We start from the raw sequence: 20,572 nt of genomic DNA, 5'->3' as shown, positions 1-20,572 counted from the left end.
CTTATAATAAAACAGAGGAATACAAATGTAATCGGAGGGATACGGATGGTTAAGAATTATTGGGATACTGAAAAGGCTGCACAAATTACAAAGGGTGTAGAAGAATTAGTGTATCGTTCCAATTTAATTGGCTCTGATCGTGCTGTATGTAATTGGGGTGGCGGTAATACATCGATGAAGACGATAGAAAAGGATTTCCGCGGACGTGATATAGAAGTAATGTGGGTAAAGGGCAGTGGCTCTGATTTAGCGACGATGACGGCCGGAAATTTTACAGGACTAAGGCTGGAGGATATTAGGCCATTAATGGAACGGGATGAAATGTCTGACGAGGAAATGGTTGAATATCTCTCCCATAGCATGATCAACAGCAAGCATCCAAGGGCATCCATTGAAACATTATTGCATGCTTTCCTGCCATTTAAGCATGTTGACCATACTCATCCGGATGCTATTATTAGTCTTTGCTGTGCAGACAACGGCAGGCAGCTGGCTGAAGAGATTTTTGGACATCGTTTTGTTTGGGTTCCTTATATTCGCCCTGGATTCACCCTTTCCAAAATGATTGCAGAAGGCGTAAAAAATAATCCAAATGCCGAGCTCGTATTAATGGAGAAACACGGTCTTGTCACCTGGGGTGAAACGTCAGAGGAATCCTACAATAAAACGATTAACATTATTAATGAGGCTGAACAGTATATAAATGAAAAAATAAATGTAGAAACGCTATTTGGAGGACAAAAATATGAATCTCTTTCTCATGAGGAAGCTGCTCTTATTTTAGCAAAAGTGATGCCTGTAGTCCGGGGTGAAGTCAGCAGCGATACGAAAATGCTGTTAACCTATGACCGTAGCGCGGATGTCCTGCAATTTGTAAACAGTAAGCTTGCATCTGAACTTTCGCAGGTTGGAGCGGCTTGTCCAGACCACTTAGTTCATACAAAACGTACCCCGCTTTATATTAATTGGGACCCGCAAACAAAGGATGTAGAAGCATTAATTACCAGTATTAGGGAAGGTATAGCTAGATTTAAAGTGGAATACAAGGAATACTTTGAGCGCAACAAACATGAAGGGGACAAAATGTTTGAACCGGCCCCACGTGTCATTCTTATTCCTGGATTAGGTATGGTAAATACGGGTAAGGATGTTGTGAATTCAAGGGTAAGCGGCGCTCTATACCATCGGGCTATTGCAGTTATGAAGGGTTCTACAACACTAGGAAACTTTGTTTCTTTAAGTGAGAACGAATCCTTTAATGTGGAATATTGGCCATTAGAATTATATAAACTATCTCTTGCTCTGGCTGAAGCCGAATTTTCTAGAAAAGTAGCCTTTATCACCGGTGGTGCAGGCGGAATTGGCAGTGCAACAGCTCGCCGTCTAGTATCTGAAGGTGCACATGTTGTCTTAGCTGATTTAAATCTGGAAGGGGCAGAAAAAGTAGCAGCTGAAATTAATGAAACATATGGGACGGGCCGGGCAATTGCGGTAAAAATGGATGTTACTAAAGAAGAAGAGGTTCAAACAGCCTTTGGCCAAACAGCACTTAATTTCGGTGGTGTAGACATTATTGTAAATAATGCAGGTCTTGCTACATCTAGTCCAATTGATGAAACCACACTTCAAGAATGGAATTTAAATATGAATGTGTTAGGAACGGGCTACTTCTTGGTTGCACGTGAAGCATTTAAGCAAATGAAACAGCAGGGCATTGGGGGCAGTATGGTATTTGTTGGTTCGAAGAACTCTGTTTATGCCGGAAAAAATGCAGCTGCATACAGTTCTGTAAAAGCTCTGGAAACCCATTTGGCAAGATGTATTGCTTCAGAAGGAGGGGAATTTGGAATTCGTGTGAACTCAGTTCTGCCGGATGCGGTTCTCCAAGGCTCTGCTATTTGGGGATCGAGATGGCGTGAGGAGCGGGCTGCAGCCTATGGTATTCATCCTGATCAATTAGAAGACCATTACCGTAAACGTACTACATTGCTTGTAAATATATACCCAAGCGATATTGCGGAAGCAATTGCCTTTTTTTCTTCATCAAAATCAGCTAAAACAACTGGATGTATGATAACAGTTGACGGTGGGGTACCTGCCGCATTTACGAGATAAAATGCTATTACAAAGATGACTCCAAATTGCTGGGGTCATTTTTTCTCGAAATATACAGACGCAAAGGAGCAGTAGTAATTTTTAATTGGGAACCTATTAGATTTTCAAAAGATATGATATATTATTTATAAAAATAAACATATAAATAAAAGCATACAAAAGAAAATAAGTGGTTTTTATGAGGAAGGGTGCGGGACTAGTGCTTGTAGCTGAAAGGCAAAGGAAGATTGTAGATTTAGTGAATGAACGGTTAAGTATTAGGGTTTCGGAGTTGAGTAAAATTTTTTCAGTCACAGAAGAAACAATCCGCCGTGACCTGGAGAAACTTGAAAAAGAGAATTTGTTGGTCCGAAGCCATGGCGGGGCAGTCAGTATTGAGAAGGAGCAAAAAGAGACCTCCTACTTAGAAAGAGAAATTACGAATGCCGCTGAAAAGAAGGCAATAGCAGAGGAAGCTGTTCGTCTTATTGAGCAAGGGGATCAAATAATATTAGACGCTAGCACCACAGCGTGGTATGTTGCGAAGGAATTGCCGGATATGCCTTTAACGGTTTTGACAAACTCGATAAAGGCGGCAATCGAGTTGAGTCCAAAAGAACAAATTAAAGTAATTTCTACTGGTGGCCTATTATCAACCAATTCGCTCTCATATATAGGACCACTAGCTGAACGTTCGCTTAGTATGTATCATGTTAATAAAGCATTTCTATCATGTAAGGGAATTCATTTAGATAAAGGCTTAAGTGACTCTAATGAATCCCATGCATTATTAAAGAGAAAAATGATGGAAATTGCCGATGAAACAATCTTAATGGTTGACTCAAGTAAATTTGGAACACGTGCTTTTTCTCAAATTGCCTCATTATCTGCCATCGATTCTATAATTACTGATTCAAAAATAGACGAGCAAACAAAAAAGCAGTTTTCAGAAAAAATGATTAAGATAAGAATTGTAGATTAGATTACAATCTGCCCAGGATATATTAATTCAACCAAAACAAAAAGCGAGTGGAGAAATGCTATTTTTCCACTCGCTTTTTGTTTTGGCATTCTTCATGCATGTGGCTTGATTTTAAGTTATGAAATATGTCGAAAGAATTAATAGATAGCACAAAAGATTAATAATAAAAAATATTCAAAATAAAACAAACATATGATAATATGAATTCAGACATAAATAAACACAACTAGGTACAAATAAAAATTGAAGAAACCTCTTTTATTAATTCTTACTCCATTTATAAGAGTAAAAATCTTGGTTTTGTTTGAGGAATCCCATTTGAGGGGGAATGATTATGAATCAGCTTTAATAAGATTTTGGTTATAATTCCCGGTAAGCGCTTCCGAGTGATTTGATTTTGCTTTGGAAAATTTAAAAAGAAAGTGGGGATGTAATACGTGTTTATTGGTATTAATTCGAGAAGCTTCAGAAAAAAAATAGCAGGAGCAAGATGCACAATAAAATCAAGTAAACAAATTTTAATTGCATTTTTGGTCATGTTATTGGTTACTTCGGGTTTTCCATTTTCACCTAAGTCGACAGCTGCTGCTTTAACTAGCAAGGGATTACTGGATGTAAAGTTTAAAGGGCAATTTACAGAAAAAGATTACACAAAAGAAGAAGATGAGAATGTTAATAGTAAATTAGTTCGGCGTTCAGGCACAGAACAAATAATAGAGAATCAGGGTGTAAATTTAAAAGGTGGTACTGATGGTATTGACTTTAACCCAGAAGTATCTCTTGGGTCTTCGACGGTCGATCAAAAAGTTGTTATAGAGGCTGGGTTTAAACCTGATTCGGGTCAAAGCATGCTTAATACTTTGATTTCGATCGGTGGTAATATCTATGTCAGATACAGGTCTGCAACTGAGTTAGAGTATGGATTTGAAGTGAATAATAATGGTAAATGGACCTCTATAAAAAAGAGTATTCCAGCTCCAGAAGCCGGAAAGGATCATAGAATTGCAGTAATCTATCAACCTACTGATAGCGGAGCGGAACTTCTTGTATATCTGAATGATCAACAGCTCCCAGCTGCTGTTTCTACAAACGGAAAACCACCAAGAGCAAATACTTCTTACGCAATTGGTTTTGGAAATGAAGTTCATACAGGCGGTCTAAACCGTGGGTTTAAAGGATTGCTATCGCGTACGGTAGTCACAAGTTTCGAAGGGGATTTTCATCCATCAATTCTTAAAACAATGGTAATTCAAACGGAGGAACAAGAGACAATTAGTGGTGAGTTTCTTGATGTGGGATTTGGGGGAGTTTTTTCAACCGAAAAAAATTACACCAATCCAACTGGAGAAATTATGGATGGAGGGTTAACACGTAGGACGGGAAATGAGGAAATCGATCAAGGCAGATTAATTCTCAATGGCGGCAAGAGTGGCATTGATTTTAATCCAAGGGTATCATTTCTTGGAAAAAATACGGTAGACCAGTCTTTTGTAGTGGAAACTAGGTTTAGACCAGATGCGAGTCCTGAGAATTATAATACATTAATTTCAGTTGGAGGAAACATTTACGTTAGATATACTTCCGCTACTACCCTCGAATATGGGTTCGATGTTAATAATAGTGGTTCATGGACATCTCATAAAAAAAGTATTGCTGCACCTGCAGCCGGAAAGGATCATGCAATTGCCATTGTGTATGAGCCTTCAGTAACAGGTGCAACACTACGTCTGTTTTTGAATGGGGTTGAACAGCCATCGGTATCCTCATCCCTGGGAAAACCTCCACGGGCTGGCGACTTAAAGGCGGAAATTGGTTTTGGTAATGAAGTTCACCCGGGGGGAGCGGACCGTGGCTTTAAAGGATCTCTTACTCGGGTAGTGGTCACAGCATTTAAAGAAGATTTTACTCCCACACTTCTTAAAACAATGAAACTATCACGTGTTGAAAGAAGTTTATCCGTGTTTGGAATCAGCTCTCTGGATGGAACAAACTATCAGCCCTCAAATGATGAAAACATCCAAGGAAAAGTTGATATTTACGGTGGAACCATTACCGGACTTGGCCGGATTAAAATGGCTGGTGACCATTCACGCATCGTATATAATCCAGCCACTTCTATTGAAGCTGGCGGTTACCTTGCTGAGGATTCCATTACTGAAATAGTTGCTAATCCTGATTCTATTAAGCTGGGCGGGGTTCTCATCGATCTAGGCGGGGCAGTAATCGTTCGCCGCTCACTCGAGGGTGAATCGCTTGATGTCTTAGTTAATAATCAAATAGTAGGAACAGCGGATATTTCCGGAAAACTTACTGGAGGTTTCATCCATCTTTCAATGCTTTATCGAAATAATGGAGACAATAAGGCATCGGTCAGCCTGTGGTGGGGACAAAATCAGTTGGGAGATACCATTACTTTAACGGAACTGCCAAAAGCCGACCATAACACGATTGGCTTTGCTGGAACCGCTGCTGAAACGCAGGCAACAAGTCTTGCTGGTGAGGTTTACGGAGCAGCTTATGCCAAAGTGGAAGGAGATTTTAGAACGGATTCACTTGGTTTACTGGGAGGGCCATGTGTCGTGCCGACTGACTTGGAACCGGGAAACCGCATTCAAATAAAACCTGGAGAGTGCGCAGCCGCTATAGCTGCAAAAGCATCATATGTTCGTCCGACACCAAAGCAGGTTGCTTGGCAGCAGTATGAACAAACCGCTTTCCTGCATTATGGAATTAATACCTATTACGACGTTGAATGGGGTAATTTCAACGAGGATCCTAATAAGTTCCAGCCGACTAGCCTTGATACCGATCAATGGGCAAAGACGTTGAAGGAAAGTGGTTTTAAGATGGCTGTCCTTACGGTAAAGCATCATGACGGTTTTCTGTTATATCCGTCCAGGTATACGAAATTTGGCGTAGCCGGCAGCAGTTGGAGAGACGGTAAAGGCGATGTATTGGGTGAGTTTGTTCAATCGATGAGAAAATATGGAATAAAAGTAGGTGTGTATTTATCACCTGCAGACCACAAGGCATATACTGATGGCATTTTTGGAAATGGGAGTACCCGGAAAGAACGGACTATCCCGACCATGGTTGAAGGAGATAACCGTGCTGGAAAATCTGAATTCCCGAGTTTTAAATTATCTGCCACCGATTACGGCCAATTCTTCCTCAATCAATTGTATGAAGTACTAACACAGTATGGTGAGATTGATGAGGTTTGGTTCGATGGTGCCCAAGGTCATATTCCTAGCAGTGCCTATGAGAAATACGATTGGGACAGTTACTATAAACTAATTAATGAGCTTCAGCCGCAGGCAGTTATTGCTGTTACCGGACCAGATGTACGCTGGGTTGGCAATGAGTCAGGCTGGGCTCGGGAAAATGAATGGAGTGTTCTTGCGGCGGGAACAGATGCGGATGGAAGACAGTATTACTATCCTTCCTATCAGTCCCCGGATTTAGGCAGCAGGACTGCGCTTACAGATGCAGCAGCAAATGGAATGAAGTATTTGACGTGGTGGCCTGCAGAAGTAGATGTCAGTATTCGCTCGGGGTGGTTTTACCATGCTAATCAGCAGCCTAAATCTTTGGCACAACTTAGAAACATTTATTATCAATCAGTTGCTCGAAACTCGGTGCTTCTTCTAAATATTCCTCCTAATAAGGAAGGAAAATTTGCTGAGTCAGATGTAGCCAGACTTAAAGAATGGCATGAATCGATTAAACGAGATTTTGCAATAAACTATACCAAAAAAGCGACAATCAAAGCTACTAATAGTGCTGAAGGTGCAAATCCAAACGTTGTTAAGGATGGAATTTACAATACTTCGTGGGAGACTGCATCCGAGCAGCCAAGCACGATTACATTCAGTTTTGAAAAGGATGTCACTATTGATAAGGTTGTGTTACAAGAAGACATCAATCATGGTCAACAAGTAGAATCATTTGCGATTGATGTTCGTACGGAAACAGGGGATTGGAAGCAAATTTATACAAACCAGGCGATTGGGTATAAGCGAATCATTTTGCTGTCAGCTCCAGTTTCTGGAAAGGAATTCCGGGTACGCATTTTAAAATCAAGAGGCCCTGTTCATATGTCTGAAATTGGTTTCTATCAAACTCTTCCCGAAGGTCAAGAAATGGTAGATAAATCTGAGTTGGATTCGCTTATTCAAGAGGCACAGAATGTTCTTGCTTCAGCAACGGAAGGAGTAAATGTAGGTGAGTATCCTAAGGAAGCAAAGGATGCCCTTCAATCAGCCATTTCTATAGCCAACGATTTGATGATTGACCCAGTTGCTACATGGGAACAGGTGGATATCGGGATTGAAGCATTAAAAGAGGCATTTAGCAAGTTTGAGACTTCAATAAATGTCGAAGGAGATAAAGCTAAGCTTACTGCTTTAATTGAAACCGTGCAAAATGTTTATAAAACAGCGGTAGAAGGAGATAAAATCGGAGAATATCCTTCCGAATCGATGAAGCCATTTAGTGATGCAATTGAAGCAGCTAAAAAAGTTGAAAAGGTTCCTGCAACACAAAAGCAAATCGATGATGCACAAAAAGGATTACAGGAAGCATTTGACACGTTTAAGTCGTCCATTAATGTAAAAGGAGAAAAGGCTGATTTAACTTCGCTCGTTGAAAAAGTGAATGAAGTTCTCCGTCGTTCTAAGGAAGGAACAGATATTGGCGAGTATCCAAAGTGGTCTGAGAAAACTCTCCGAGAGGCAGTAAAAGAAGCACGGAAGATAGAAAAAGATCGGGCTGCAACACAACGACAAGTAGACGCTGCAGTAAAAGCATTACAGGAGGCGCTTGGTCGGTTTGAATCGTCGGTAAATAAATAAGATAAGTAGAGGAAGGCTTCTTATAAGACTTCCTCTCTATTAAAATATCTACCATTTATTAGGAGGGTGAAAATTTGAAAATAAAAAATTTATTAATAGGAAGCATACTTTCTGGCACTCTATTGTTCTCTTCTTTTGGCGGCATTGGTTCCAATGTAGAAGCAGCACAATCTTCATCTAGTTCTTCTCAGAATTTACATCAATCCACTAAGGACCTTACACTCTGGTATCGTGAACCTGCTGTTAACTGGGAAACCCAAGCATTGCCGATAGGAAATGGGTATATGGGTGGAATGGTATTTGGCGGTGTAAAACAAGAACGTATTCAATTCAACGAAAAAACTCTTTGGACTGGCGGTCCGAATAGTTCTAGTGACTACACATATGGTAATCGTGAAGGCGCTGCTGACCATTTAGCTAGTATTCGAGAAAAGTTAGCGAAAGGTGATAAAGGCGGAGCTGAAAGGGAATCTTCTCAATTTCTTACAGGCTTACAAAAGGGATTTGGTGACTACCAGAATTTTGGCGACATTTATTTAGATTTTGCTTTGCCAAGTAATGCCTCGTTTTCAAATTATCGCAGGGATTTAAATCTTAATGATGGTATGGCTCATGTAGCTTATACCTATGAGAATGTTGACTATAAACGAGAATATTTTGCAAGCTATCCAGACCATGTCATGGTTATGCGTCTAACTGCCAGTGAGCTGGGAAAACTTACTCTTGATGTAAGACCAACCAGCTCACAGCAAGGTACTGTTACCGCAGCCGATAATACGATTACAATCCGTGGTCAAGTAGCTAATAACGGAATGGTTTATGAAGCAAAGTTTAAAGTTCTAAACGAAGGAGGCACGCTAACTCCAGAAAATAACAAAATTAAAGTGACAAATGCTGACGCTCTTACAATAATTATGACGGCGGCTACCGATTATGAAAATAGATATCCCGATTACAAAGGAGAAGATCCTAATAAAAAGGTAGAGGAAATTATCGCAACTGCATCTGAAAAGTCGTATGATCAATTGAAGTCTACTCATATCAAAGATTATCATGCATTGTTTAATCGCGTAGCCCTTGATTTGGGTGGAAAAGAGCCGCAGATTCCAACAAATGAATTATTAGCAAATTACGGTAAAACAAATGACAAGTATCTGGAAGAATTGTTCTTTCAATACGGGAGGTATTTGCTAATTGCATCCTCTAGACCTGGCTCGCTCCCTGCTAACTTACAAGGAGTATGGAATAATTCAAATACACCTCCTTGGGATAGCGATTATCATTTTAACATCAATTTACAAATGAATTATTGGCCCGCAGAAGTAACCAATCTTTCAGAAACGGCAATTCCATTAGTGGATTATGTTGATTCGTTAAGAGAACCTGGAAGGGTTTCGGCAGAAAAACACTTTGGGGTTACAGGCGGAGGATGGACAGTTAATACAATGAATAATCCATTCGGATTTACTGCTCCAGGCTGGGGCCTCGGCTGGGGCTGGGCACCAAGTGCAAACGCCTTTATTTCTCAAAATCTTTGGGATCATTATAAGTTTACTGATGATGAAAAATACTTAAAAGAAAAGATTTATCCAGTAATTAAAGAAGCAGCAGAATTTCATAGTAAATTTTTAGTGGAGGATGAAAATAAAAAGTTAGTGGTTTCACCATGCTGGTCTCCAGAAATAGGAGGTATTTCTGATGGATGTGCATTTGATCAGCAGTTGGTATATGAGTTGTTTTCAAATGTAATCGAGGCTAGTGAGATTTTGCATACAGATAAGGAATTCCGACAACAACTAATAGCACAAAGGGACCGGCTATTTGCTCCTATTCAGATTGGCCGATATGGTCAGGTTCAAGAGTGGAAAGATGATATAGACGATCCTGCTGAACAACATCGTCATGTGTCCCAGCTTGTAGCTCTTTATCCAGGAACAATGATAAATCACAACACACCTGAGTGGTTAGAGGCCGCAAAAGTAACCTTAAATCATCGTGGTGACGAAGGGACCGGCTGGAGTAAGGCAAACAAAATTAATCTATGGGCACGTTTGTTAGATGGAGATCATGCCTATAAAATTCTCCAGGGACAACTTACTGGAAGCACATTGACAAACTTGTTTGATACCCATCCTCCGTTTCAGATAGATGGAAATTTTGGCGCAACATCAGGAATTGCTGAAATGTTAATTCAAAGCCATGCTGACTCTATTCATCTATTGCCTGCCCTCCCTAGAGCATGGAAAGATGGTTCTTATAAAGGGCTTAGAGCACGGGGGGCATTTACAGTGGATGCCACATGGAAAAACGGTAAGCCAACCCAAGTAAAGTTATCATCTGATGACGGTAATGAAGCAAAATTAAAAAGCCCTATGTTTAACTCTCCAATTTCAGTAATAAGGGTCGGGGATCATAAAAAAATGAAATTTATCAAGGATGGTGACACAATTACTTTTAAAACCCAACCAGGGAAAACCTATATAATTGAATCTTTGATCAATATTCAACTGGAGTCTCCTAGTAGTTTAACAGCTGGAAGTACAACTAAAGTCAAAGTGAATTTAACAAACCCTGGTTCTGTACCGTCCTCTCCAGGTGAGATTGAATTTACAGTTCCCGAAGGTTGGAAAGTTGAACCTATGAAGGTAGCTTTTGAAACTATTGAACCCGGTGAAACTCGTTCTGTGGAGGCTTTGTTGAATGTTCCAAACAATACGGTATCAAAAAACTATTCGATTATGGCTGGCATCAAAACCGATAGTGGAACATTAATTGACTCCAATGAAATAAAAATAACACCTGCAGTTTCTATTATTTCGGCAAAAGCCGATCCGGATTCAATTAATGGAACAAGTGGCTCTACAAAAATAAATGTAAAGATTCAAAACGAACTAAATGAAACTATGGTACCAGGGAGTATAGAATTGGAACTACCTGAGGGATGGAAGGCTCAACCATTGAATAAGGCATTTGATTTACTTGGAGGACAAGAGGAGACCTTATCTTTTGAGGTTACTACGCCTAATGATTACCAAGGAATGGGCGAAATTGGAGTTTCAGTATTAATAGGGGATACCAAAGTTGCTTCGTCCAAAGTTCAGGTGGTTGTTGGCGGTGTCTATCTTAGTGATATTCCATGGGTAAAAGCTACTGTAGGCTGGGCACAGATTCAGAAGGATAAAAGTATTGATGGGAATCCACTTTCATTGTTAGGACCAAGTGGGCTGGTTTTCTATAAAAAGGGTATAGGAACTCATGCAAAATCTGAGATTACCTATGATATATCAAACATAAATTATAAACGGTTTAATTCGTATGTAGGAATCGATCAGGAAGCTAGTGGTAAAGGCGGAACAGTTGTTTTCCAGGTGTTTCTTGATGGGAATAAGGTATTTGACAGTGGGATAATGAATTATTATACTCCTGCAAAATTTGTAGATGTTGATATCTCTGGTAAAAAAGAATTGAAGTTAGTTGTCGGGGATGCTGGAAACGGTAACGGAAACGACCATGCTGACTGGGCAGATGCCTGGTTAAGCAACAATTGATTTTCAAATTCAAGACTTGAAATTAGAAATTTACATTAATAAAATACCCGATTTGTTACTTTTGGCAAATCGGGTATTTTAATTAAGTTTTTAGAAGAACAGTGTTTAAAGAAGCGTTTTTTTGTTAGGAAAGAAACCCTTTTATTTGCAATATTTTCGGAGATAGGTAATATTTAAACTATCTGAGACAAAATTTTTATGGCTCATTGTATATAAGTTTTTTAAAAGGAGTTTGATCATGGCAAATAAGAAGAAAAACACGAAGCAAGCAGCAAAATCCTCATCTAAATTTGTTTTTTGGATGATTGGTTTAGTGGCTGTTTGTTTGTTGGCCTTTATTTTTTTAAGTAATCAATCCGATAAGAAGGATAAGGCAACGACGAAAACTAATGATATTGATTACTCGAATCAGCCGTTTCTTGGTGACGAGAACGCACCGGTGTCGATTATTGAATTTGGGGATTACAAATGTCCGATTTGTAAAGACTTTGCCCATAATGTTGTCCCTATGATTCAAAAAGAGCTTGTGGATACAGGGAAAGCAAAGTTTTATTTTATGAATGATTCATTTATTAATATTGATTCCAAACGTTCAGCCCAATTTGCCGAATCGGTTTTTCAAGAGCTGGGAAACGAAACGTTCTGGAAATTCCATGAATTGCTCTATCAAAAACAGCCGGAAGACACCAAAGCTGAAAAGCAAGATATTTTTACCGAACAATTCTTAACTGATACGCTAAAAGAAATGGCCAGCGAGAAAGATGTTGAGAAGGTAGTGAAAAACTTTAAGGAACAAAAATCTATGGATGCTTGGCAAAAGGATATGGATTACGCCGGAAAACTTGGTGTAACTGGAACACCGACAATGTTTGTAAACGGCAAGATGTTCACAGGAAAAACGATGGATGACTTGAAGGAAATGGTAGAAAAAGCGGCGAAGGAGAAGTAGAATGAACAAATCACTGCTGCTCTCCTGGATTGCCGCGATTATTGCAACACTTGGAAGCCTGTACTTTAGCGAGGTCATGCATTTTATCCCATGTACACTGTGCTGGTACCAGCGCATCTTTATGTACCCGCTTGCGATTATCTTAGGAATAGCAGTTTACCGCAATGACACCGGGATTTATAAGTATGCCCTGCCAGTATCTATCATTGGTCTGCTGATCAGCGGCTACCATACATTGCTGCAAAAGGTGCCTGCGTTAAAACAGTTTGAAATGTGCACGACAGGAGTTCCGTGCTCAAAGGACTATATTAACTGGCTCGGTTTTATAACCATTCCATTGCTCGCCTTTGTTGCATTTGCTATTATCACAATTTGTATGGCAGCGTTGGCTCGCAGTCATAAGGAATAGACTCTTTCCGTAAAATACCACAGACCAAAAGGTGCTGTGGTATTTTTGTTTCAAGAATAGAAGAAGAGTAAATTTTTCCCTTTAAAACGCTAAACAAATAGTGTAACGTAGAAAACAAAAATAACTATAAAAAAGAGAGGAGAGGCAATGAATCCATTATCAAAAACAACCCAGTTATTAGCGGGGCTTCAATGGCTGTTTTTCATGTTTGCTAATACCGTGGTGATCCCGCTGACAATCGGAGATGCATTTGATTTATCATCTATTGAAGTTGCGAGCGCTTTGCAAAGGTCATTTATTTTTACCGGAGCAGCTTGTATTCTCCAGGCCGTTTTTGGCCATCGGTACCCGCTGATGGAAGGACAATCTGGATTATGGTGGGGCGCCATCTTAAGCCTAAGTGCATCGGCTTCGGCAGCAGGGATTAGTGTATCGGAACTTGGCGGCGGGCTTGCCGTGGGGATTATCCTTTCGGGTATTCTCCTCACGATCCTAGGGGCGCTTGGAATCGGGAATGTATTGAGGCGTTTATTTACTCCTGTTGTAATGAGTACCGTCTTCTTTTTACTCGCCAGCCAATTAATCATTATTTTTACTAAAGGGATGCTAGGGCTGACGACAAGTGATGAAATACATATTCCAACAGCAGGTTTATCGATTTTCCTAATCGTGTTAACAGTATGGCTTAATATAAAGGGACCAAAAGCAATTCGAAACTTTTCGATTCTAATTGGAATAGTTACGGGCTGGATTATTTACGTATTATTTTTCCCTGCCGAGGCAGCTGACGAACATGTTACAACGAAACTCTTTAACCCATTTCCATGGGGAAAGCCAACCTTCAGCCTAGGTCTTATTATTATGGCGGTACTCACAGGATTAGTGAACACGACGAATACAATCGCATCAGTTAAAGGGGTGGAGCCGCTGCTTCGAACGACAACTACAGATAAGCAATATCGTAAATCATTTGTTCTAACTGGATTAAATTCAGTCGTTTCGGGCATATTCGGAATGGTTCCATATGCACCATATGTGTCCTCGTTAGGATTTTTACAATCAACACTTATCTTTGAGCGTTTGCCGATGATTATTGGCGCTGCGATGTTTATGATTCTTGGTCTGGTACCATCTCTTAGTCATCTATTTTCAACGCTGCCGATCAGTGTCGGGGATGCGGTGCTATTCGTTGCCTATTTGCAATTATTTAGCGGGGCCCTCAATAATTTAGAGGGGATCCGTTTTTCGCAAAAAACAATCTATCGAATTGCTGCACCTGTCTTATTAGGGATGGCTATCATGAATATTCCCGCGGAAATGTTTGGTTCTATTCCAATGCTTGTCCGGCCGCTCATAAGCAGCGGATTGTTAATGGGAATTATCCTCTCAGTGGTGCTTGAAAATACGATTAACTGGTCGAAGCTAGAGCAGGTTAAGAGTCCTAAAAAGGAAAATGCAAGGAATATTGGATAAGGGGTGTTGTGTTTAACTGTCGGATAGCGCTCGCTAATTGTCGGATAGAACGGCCAACTGTCGGATAGCGCTCGCTAATTGTCGGATAGAACGTGCCAACTGTCGGATACTTCTCCTCAATTGTTGCATAAAAAAAGAGCTTCCCCCAAACAGGGAAGCTCTTCAAATTTAACTATACTGTGGACGCAGTGTTTTTCGTTTATTGACATGCTGTTCTGCACCAAGGGCGGCAATTGCACCGTCCGCTGCAGAAATAACAGCCTGTTTTACCAATGTTCTACGGGCGTCACCGCCGGCAAAAACCCCGTCTACGCTTGTCCGAAGATTTTCATCAACCGCAACATAGCCTTCTTCATCACGCTTTACAGCATCTTTTAAGAAGTCTGTTCCTGGTTTCAAGCCGCCAAGGTAAAGGAATACACCATCAACAGCCCAAATTTCTTCTTCCCTTTTATCATTTAGAACGACGATTTTCTCAACGCTGTCTGTCCCTTGAATATCCCTGATGCGATGGCGCTTATAAATTTCAACATTTGGTTTAGCTTCTAAACCGGAAAGATCAACATCGCCTTTTAATTTAACAACAGGGATTAATAATTTTACCGTTTTACAATACTTTGCTAGTGTTTCTGCTTCATGAACCGCTTCTTCATTGTCCCCCATTACAACAACAACTTGATCCTGATAGAAAGCAGCATCACAGGTAGAACAATAGCTTACACCCCGCCCGGTGAATTCTTCTTCGCCTTTAATTTTGCTGGATGGCGCTTTTGCCCCGACGGCAATAAAGACACTCTTCGCTTTAATTGTTCCTTCGGCGACTTCAATCTTTTTGATCTCATCAGAAAAATCGACCGAAAGAACATTGGAGCGTATAAATTCTGCCCCGAAATCCTTTGCTTGAGCCTGCATTCTTGTTAACAGTTCTAGCCCGGTCAGCTCTTCACGGACACCTGGATAGTTGGCGATTTTATGAGTAATGGCAAGTGTGCCGGCTTTTGGCGCTTTATCAATAACAAGAGTTTTCATTTTGCCGCGGGCCGCATAAACAGCTGCGGATGCTCCGGCTGGGCCGCCGCCAATTGTTACAAAGTCAAATACTTCTTCAAGGACTCGATCCGTTACCGGTTTAAAAATTGAATTGGCATTTTCTTCGTTGCTTTCCTGCTGAGGGGCAGCTGCTGCCGGTTTAGCTTCAGCCTCTGAAAGTCCGAGCAGCTTGATAAACTTTTTCTCCTGGAATCCTAACACAAGCTTTCCATTAATAAATGTTGCGGGGGTGCCATAAATTTTTCGTTCTTTTAGTTGGTCAAAATATTCTTTATGTATAGAAGCGTTACGCTCTTCATATTCAAACCCATGTTCCTTTAAATAGGTTTTAACTTTTTCACAATAAGGACAGCCTGTACTGCTATACACAATAATTTCTGGGTTGGCCATTATGAAAACCTCCTAATCCTTTTCTTATTATTAATAATAATATAATTACTATTTAAAAGTCAAACCTTTTTAATAATTATTCTAATTTGTTTCAAGCTAAGCAAAAAAGCCCAACTGGGAATAGCTGGGCCTTAAAATGCTTTTCTTCTATTATATTGCTTTTCCAAGAAACGCTGTCAGCATCCAAACATGCTTTTCTAAGCTGGAGTGGATGGCAAGCAGCATGTCACCTGTCGTTTCATCATTTTGTTCATCGGCCAGGCTCATGCCTTCCTTTAATTCCCCAATGATAATTGAGAAATCATTGATGACAGACTGAACCATTTCAGTTGCAGCTTCTGTGCTAGTAGCTTCCTGAATAGACGAAATTTCTAAACATTCCTTCATTGTAGCAACCGGATTGCCGCCGATTGCCAGCAGGCGTTCAGCTAATTCATCCACATGAGTTCCGGCCTCATTATAAAATTCCTCGAATTTAGCATGAAGAGTAAAGAATTGTTCACCTTTAACGTACCAGTGGTAGTTATGTAATTTCATATACAGGACAGACCAATTGGCGATTTGCTTATTTAGAACATTGACTAACTGATTGTTCATCTTAAAGAAACCTCCTTTTCGTTTTCTCTATATATAATTACCAAATATTTGATGAATATCCTTCCTCCATTCAATGAAATACATGACAATTTAGTGAAGGTTACATCCATTATATTACAGACCCTGTGTTACACCGTTGAAACAAATTGTAATAAAGTATCCTTAATTATCCTTAGGTGGGAAAACATCGGAATTAAAATGATAGAGGAGAAAAATTCCAAGGGTTGGATAAACATTATCATATTAACTATGAATCTATCTTTTTTATACTTGCCACTTTTTGGCTAATGAATAAGTATGTTACAACTGATAGCCTTGAATGTAGAGAGACGAACGAAACTAGGAGGTTATCAAATGAATAAATTTAAAAAACTATTAATCTCAGCAGGGTTAATTTTATCAATGTCAGCATTTACGTTAAATGGTATAACAGAAGCTGCGACTACTACTCATAAAGTTCAATATGGTGAAACGTACTGGAAACTCGCGGTAAAATTTGGGGTACCGGTTAAATCATTAATGCAAGCAAACAAGGCAACAAGTTCATATCTAAATGCAGGTAAAACTCTAGTAATCCCTAATTCTTCAGTTACAGCGGCTGAAAAAGACTTAATGGCACGCCTTGTACGTGCGGAAGCTGAAGGTGAACCATATGCTGGAAAAGTAGCGGTAGCAACGGTTATTTTAAACCGCGTAGCAAGCGCTGATTTTCCAAACACAGTTCGTGGCGTAATCTATGAAAAATCCGGCGGTCACTATGCGTTTACACCAGTGATGAATGGCGCCATCAATAAATCAGCTGATGCAGTTTCTAAACAAGCAGTAAATGAAGCACTTGCATTTAGAGGCCAAGGCAACGGATCCCTATTTTTCTATAACCCAAAGACTTCAGTAAGTAAGTGGGTGGCAACACGCCAGGTTACCGTAAAAATTGGGAACCATGTCTTTGCAAAATAATGGATTAAAAATAGGCTTTGTAAAAATGAAAATATTTATACAGAAAAAAGCAGCGAATATGATGTGATCGCTGCTTTTTTGTTTGCTTAAAGATTTATGCAAATCGGAGTAAGTTATGCAAAAATACATAATCCATGCTTGAGTTTTTTTGCAATGTCCTTAAAATAATGGCTAAGTAATATTGGTACGAAAATTGCAACTATTTTAAATAGTTATTTAATTAATTATGAAGAGAGGAGGAAGCTTAGAAAAACGTTTTTTTATTATAGATGTAATGTAAGGGGTTACATTGTTGATTTTAAGAATAGGAGGCTGATAAATTTGGGCAATACTACGCTAAAACGGTCTTTAGGGTTATGGGCAATTGTTGGTCTTGGATTAGGTTATATGACACCAACCATCGTATTCGATACTTTTGGAATTGTCTCAGAAGAAACAAATGGAGTTGTTCCGCTAGCATACCTTACAGCACTGATGGTTATGTTGTTTACGGCAATAAGCTATGGAAAAATGGTACAGGTTTTTCCGAGTGCAGGCTCAGCGTACACCTATACAAGGGAAACGATGAATCCGCATCTTGGCTTTTTAGTCGGTTGGGCGGCATTGCTCGATTATATTCTACTGCCAATGGTTAATGCTTTGATTATTAGGATTTATATGGTTTCAGTATTTCCTAGTGTCCCGGCATGGATTTGGGTTGTTACATACGTTGCAGCAGTTACTGCTATTAACGTATGGAGTATGGGGAAAACATCAAATTTAAATTCCCTACTCGTCGTATTTGAAATAGTGTTAATTGGCGCATTTATTGTCCTAGCGTTTATTAAGCTTTCTCAAGGGATGGGACAAGGAACAATCTTTACAACGGATCCGCTTTTTCATTCCAATGTTCAGCTTGGTGCAGTCTTAACAGGGGCAACAGTGGTTTGTTTCTCCTTTATTGGCTTTGATGCGGTAACAATGTATGCTGAAGAAGCTGTTGACAAAAAAACATTGCCGCGGGCCATTATGTTAACGGTCTTTATCGGCGGGGCCATTTTCTTTGTGGCAGGTTATTTTGCTCAGGCGTTATTTCCAGATATTTCAGGTTTTAAAGTGACTGACGATACGCTACCTGAAATTGGCTTATATGTAGGAGGAACACTTTTTCAACTTATTTTCCTTGCCGGCGCTTTTGCTGCTACGGTTGCATCGGGTCTTGCTTCACATGCCAGTGTATCCCGTCTGTTATATGTAATGGGGCGTAACGGCGTACTGCCAAAGCGGCTTTTCGGATATGTACATCCAAAATTTCGGACCCCGGCATTTAATGTCATCCTTGTAGGGGTTGTTTCCCTGCTTGCCATTGCTCCGAGCTTAGAATTAATCTCTTCATTTATCAACTTCGGTGCCTTGATTGCCTTTACATTTGTTAACTTGTCTGTTATTGCGTATTTTATCTTCCGTCAGAAAAGATATAAAACCGGGAAAGATCTTTTTTCCTACTTAGTTATGCCCATTCTTGGAGCCGCTTCCACGGGGATTCTTTGGGCTAACCTGCAGGCTGATGCCCTTATCGGCGGCATTGTTTGGGTCATTATCGGATTTTTCTATCTGTTATTTCAAACAAAATTTTTTAAAATCAAAACGGCTGATTTTGCTTTCGAGGATGCCGATCGAAATACATCACTATAACAAGCATGAAGGAGAAGTTAAATTGCTTCTCCTCCTTTTTTTACCATGGCACAAAACTTGCAAGAGTATATATTGAATTTTCAAAAAAGGAGAGTTGATACTATTTGGAGAATGTTACCCTTAAACGTTCACTAGGCCTATGGGCAATTGTTGGTCTTGGATTAGGTTATATGACACCTACCATAGCATTTGATACTTTTGGGATTGTATCCAAAGAAACCAATGGTGTGGTTCCGCTGGCGTATATTACAGCGTTAACCGTTATGCTTTTTACAGCATTTAGTTACGGGAAAATGGTGCAGGTTTTTCCTAGCGCCGGATCGGCTTATACTTATACAAGAGAGACAATGAGCCCGCACCTCGGCTTTATCGTCGGGTGGGCCGCATTGCTTGACTATATCCTGCTTCCAATGGTTAATGCCTTAATTATTCGGCTCTATATGGAGTCGATATTTCCAGGTGTTCCCGCCTGGGTGTGGGTCCTTAGTTATGTTGCGATTATTACTTTGGTGAATATTTGGGGGATCGGAAAAACATCAAGTTTAAATTCAATGCTTGTTTTGTTTGCAATTATTTTGATTGTAGTTTTCATTGTCCTAGCCTTTATTAAGCTGTCGCAGGGGATGGGACAAGGAACGATTTTTACAACGGAGCCGCTTTTTCACGCCAATGTTCAATTAGGGGCTGTATTAACGGGGGCGACGGTGGTTTGCTTCTCGTTTATTGGCTTTGATGCCGTTACAATGTACGCAGAGGAAGCTGTAGATCAAAAAATAATGCCAAAAGCCATTATGCTAACAGTTTTTATTGGCGGAGCGATCTTTTTTGTTACAGGGTTTTTCGCGCAGGCTCTTTTCCCGGATATTTCAAACTTCAAGGTAACGGACGATACCCTGCCTGAAATCGGCTTATATGTTGGCGGCACCCTGTTTAAGCTGTTTCTGATTGCCGGTGCTTTTGCCGCTACTGCTGCATCGGGATTAGCATCCCATTCAAGTGTATCAAGGCTTCTATATGTAATGGGGAGAAATGGGATGCTGCCGCGAAAACTGTTCGGTTATGTACACCCAAAATTTAGAACTCCCGCCTTTAATGTTGTCTTAGTTGGGATTATTTCGTTACTAGCTATTACCCCAAGCTTAGAGCTGGTCACTTCCATCATTAATTTCGGGGCCTTGATTGCCTTTACATTTGTTAATTTGTCGGTCATTGCACACTTTGTGTTCCGCTTAAAAAGGTATAAAACGGGCAAAGAACTTTTTTCTTATCTTATTATGCCAGTAATTGGTACAGGCTTAACAGGAGTTTTGTGGTCCAATTTGCATTTGGACGCTCTGATTGGCGGCATTGCCTGGATTGTGATTGGGCTCCTTTACATGGTTTTTCAAACGAAAATCCTTAAAACTAAAATATCAGATTTCCATTTTGAAGAAGTTGGATAGAAATTATCTTGATAAAATAGAAAGCGCATTCAATGGAATGCGTTTTTTTTGCAGTCTGAAATTATTCAAATTTGCATAATAAAGTCATTTTTACATAGGGTTTTTATTCAGTTATGCAATATTTGGTGGAAAAGTCCTAAAAAATGTAGTCAAT

General features: G+C 39.9%; 12 protein-coding genes. 10 read left to right on the top strand and 2 right to left on the bottom strand.

Features of this window, described 5'->3' with window-relative positions; translation table 11 throughout:
• Positions 1–45 precede the first annotated feature (45 nt).
• The 7 genes from A6749_RS06515 to A6749_RS06485 all read left to right on the top strand — a co-directional run bounded on the left by A6749_RS06515 (position 46) and on the right by A6749_RS06485 (position 14,308).
• Entirely contained in the window at positions 46–2,115 is a 2,070-nt protein-coding gene (locus A6749_RS06515; protein WP_066386451.1) for a bifunctional aldolase/short-chain dehydrogenase, read from the top strand.
• A gap of 199 nt (positions 2,116–2,314) precedes the next feature.
• On the top strand, positions 2,315–3,076 hold the full coding sequence (locus A6749_RS06510; protein ID WP_066400855.1) for a DeoR/GlpR family DNA-binding transcription regulator: 762 nt from the start codon (positions 2,315–2,317) through the stop codon (positions 3,074–3,076).
• A gap of 437 nt (positions 3,077–3,513) precedes the next feature.
• Positions 3,514–7,929: an alpha-L-fucosidase gene (locus tag A6749_RS06505; RefSeq protein WP_066386448.1), complete on the top strand. Its 4,416-nt coding sequence runs from the start codon at positions 3,514–3,516 to the stop codon at positions 7,927–7,929.
• A gap of 74 nt (positions 7,930–8,003) precedes the next feature.
• Complete coding sequence (locus A6749_RS06500; protein WP_066386444.1) at positions 8,004–11,477, top strand: glycosyl hydrolase family 95 catalytic domain-containing protein; 3,474 nt, start codon at positions 8,004–8,006, stop codon at positions 11,475–11,477.
• A gap of 238 nt (positions 11,478–11,715) precedes the next feature.
• Complete coding sequence (locus A6749_RS06495; protein WP_066386436.1) at positions 11,716–12,426, top strand: DsbA family protein; 711 nt, start codon at positions 11,716–11,718, stop codon at positions 12,424–12,426.
• A 1-nt stretch (position 12,427) separates the two neighbouring features.
• Complete coding sequence (locus A6749_RS06490; protein ID WP_066386434.1) at positions 12,428–12,835, top strand: disulfide oxidoreductase; 408 nt, start codon at positions 12,428–12,430, stop codon at positions 12,833–12,835.
• 147 nt (positions 12,836–12,982) lie between these two features.
• Positions 12,983–14,308, top strand: a complete 1,326-nt coding sequence (locus tag A6749_RS06485) for a uracil/xanthine transporter (RefSeq protein WP_066386429.1) — start codon at positions 12,983–12,985, stop codon at positions 14,306–14,308.
• A gap of 168 nt (positions 14,309–14,476) precedes the next feature.
• Here the strand turns inward: A6749_RS06485 and A6749_RS06480 are convergent, their stop codons facing one another.
• Positions 14,477–15,748 carry an FAD-dependent oxidoreductase gene (locus A6749_RS06480; protein ID WP_084797657.1) on the bottom strand — a complete coding sequence of 424 codons (1,272 nt, stop codon included), beginning with the start codon at positions 15,746–15,748 and terminating at the stop codon, positions 14,477–14,479.
• Positions 15,749–15,898: 150 nt separating this feature from the next.
• On the bottom strand, positions 15,899–16,345 hold the full coding sequence (locus A6749_RS06475; RefSeq protein WP_066386426.1) for a Dps family protein: 447 nt from the start codon (positions 16,343–16,345) through the stop codon (positions 15,899–15,901).
• Positions 16,346–16,699: 354 nt separating this feature from the next.
• On the opposite strand from A6749_RS06475, the gene A6749_RS06470 reads away from it, so the two are divergent.
• The 3 genes from A6749_RS06470 to A6749_RS06460 all read left to right on the top strand — a co-directional run bounded on the left by A6749_RS06470 (position 16,700) and on the right by A6749_RS06460 (position 20,418).
• Positions 16,700–17,302 carry a cell wall hydrolase gene (locus A6749_RS06470; RefSeq protein ID WP_066386423.1) on the top strand — a complete coding sequence of 201 codons (603 nt, stop codon included), beginning with the start codon at positions 16,700–16,702 and terminating at the stop codon, positions 17,300–17,302.
• 321 nt (positions 17,303–17,623) lie between these two features.
• Positions 17,624–18,976 (top strand): APC family permease, encoded by a 1,353-nt coding sequence (locus A6749_RS06465; protein ID WP_066386420.1) that lies wholly within the window; start codon positions 17,624–17,626, stop codon positions 18,974–18,976.
• Positions 18,977–19,080: 104 nt separating this feature from the next.
• On the top strand, positions 19,081–20,418 hold the full coding sequence (locus A6749_RS06460) for an APC family permease (RefSeq protein WP_066386414.1): 1,338 nt from the start codon (positions 19,081–19,083) through the stop codon (positions 20,416–20,418).
• Positions 20,419–20,572: the final 154 nt, after the last annotated feature.

Source organism: Neobacillus mesonae (genome assembly GCF_001636315.1).
Lineage (GTDB): Bacteria > Bacillota > Bacilli > Bacillales > Cytobacillaceae > Neobacillus > Neobacillus mesonae.
Note: the sequence above shows the minus strand (reverse complement) of the source record. Positions and strands in the feature narration are given on the sequence as shown.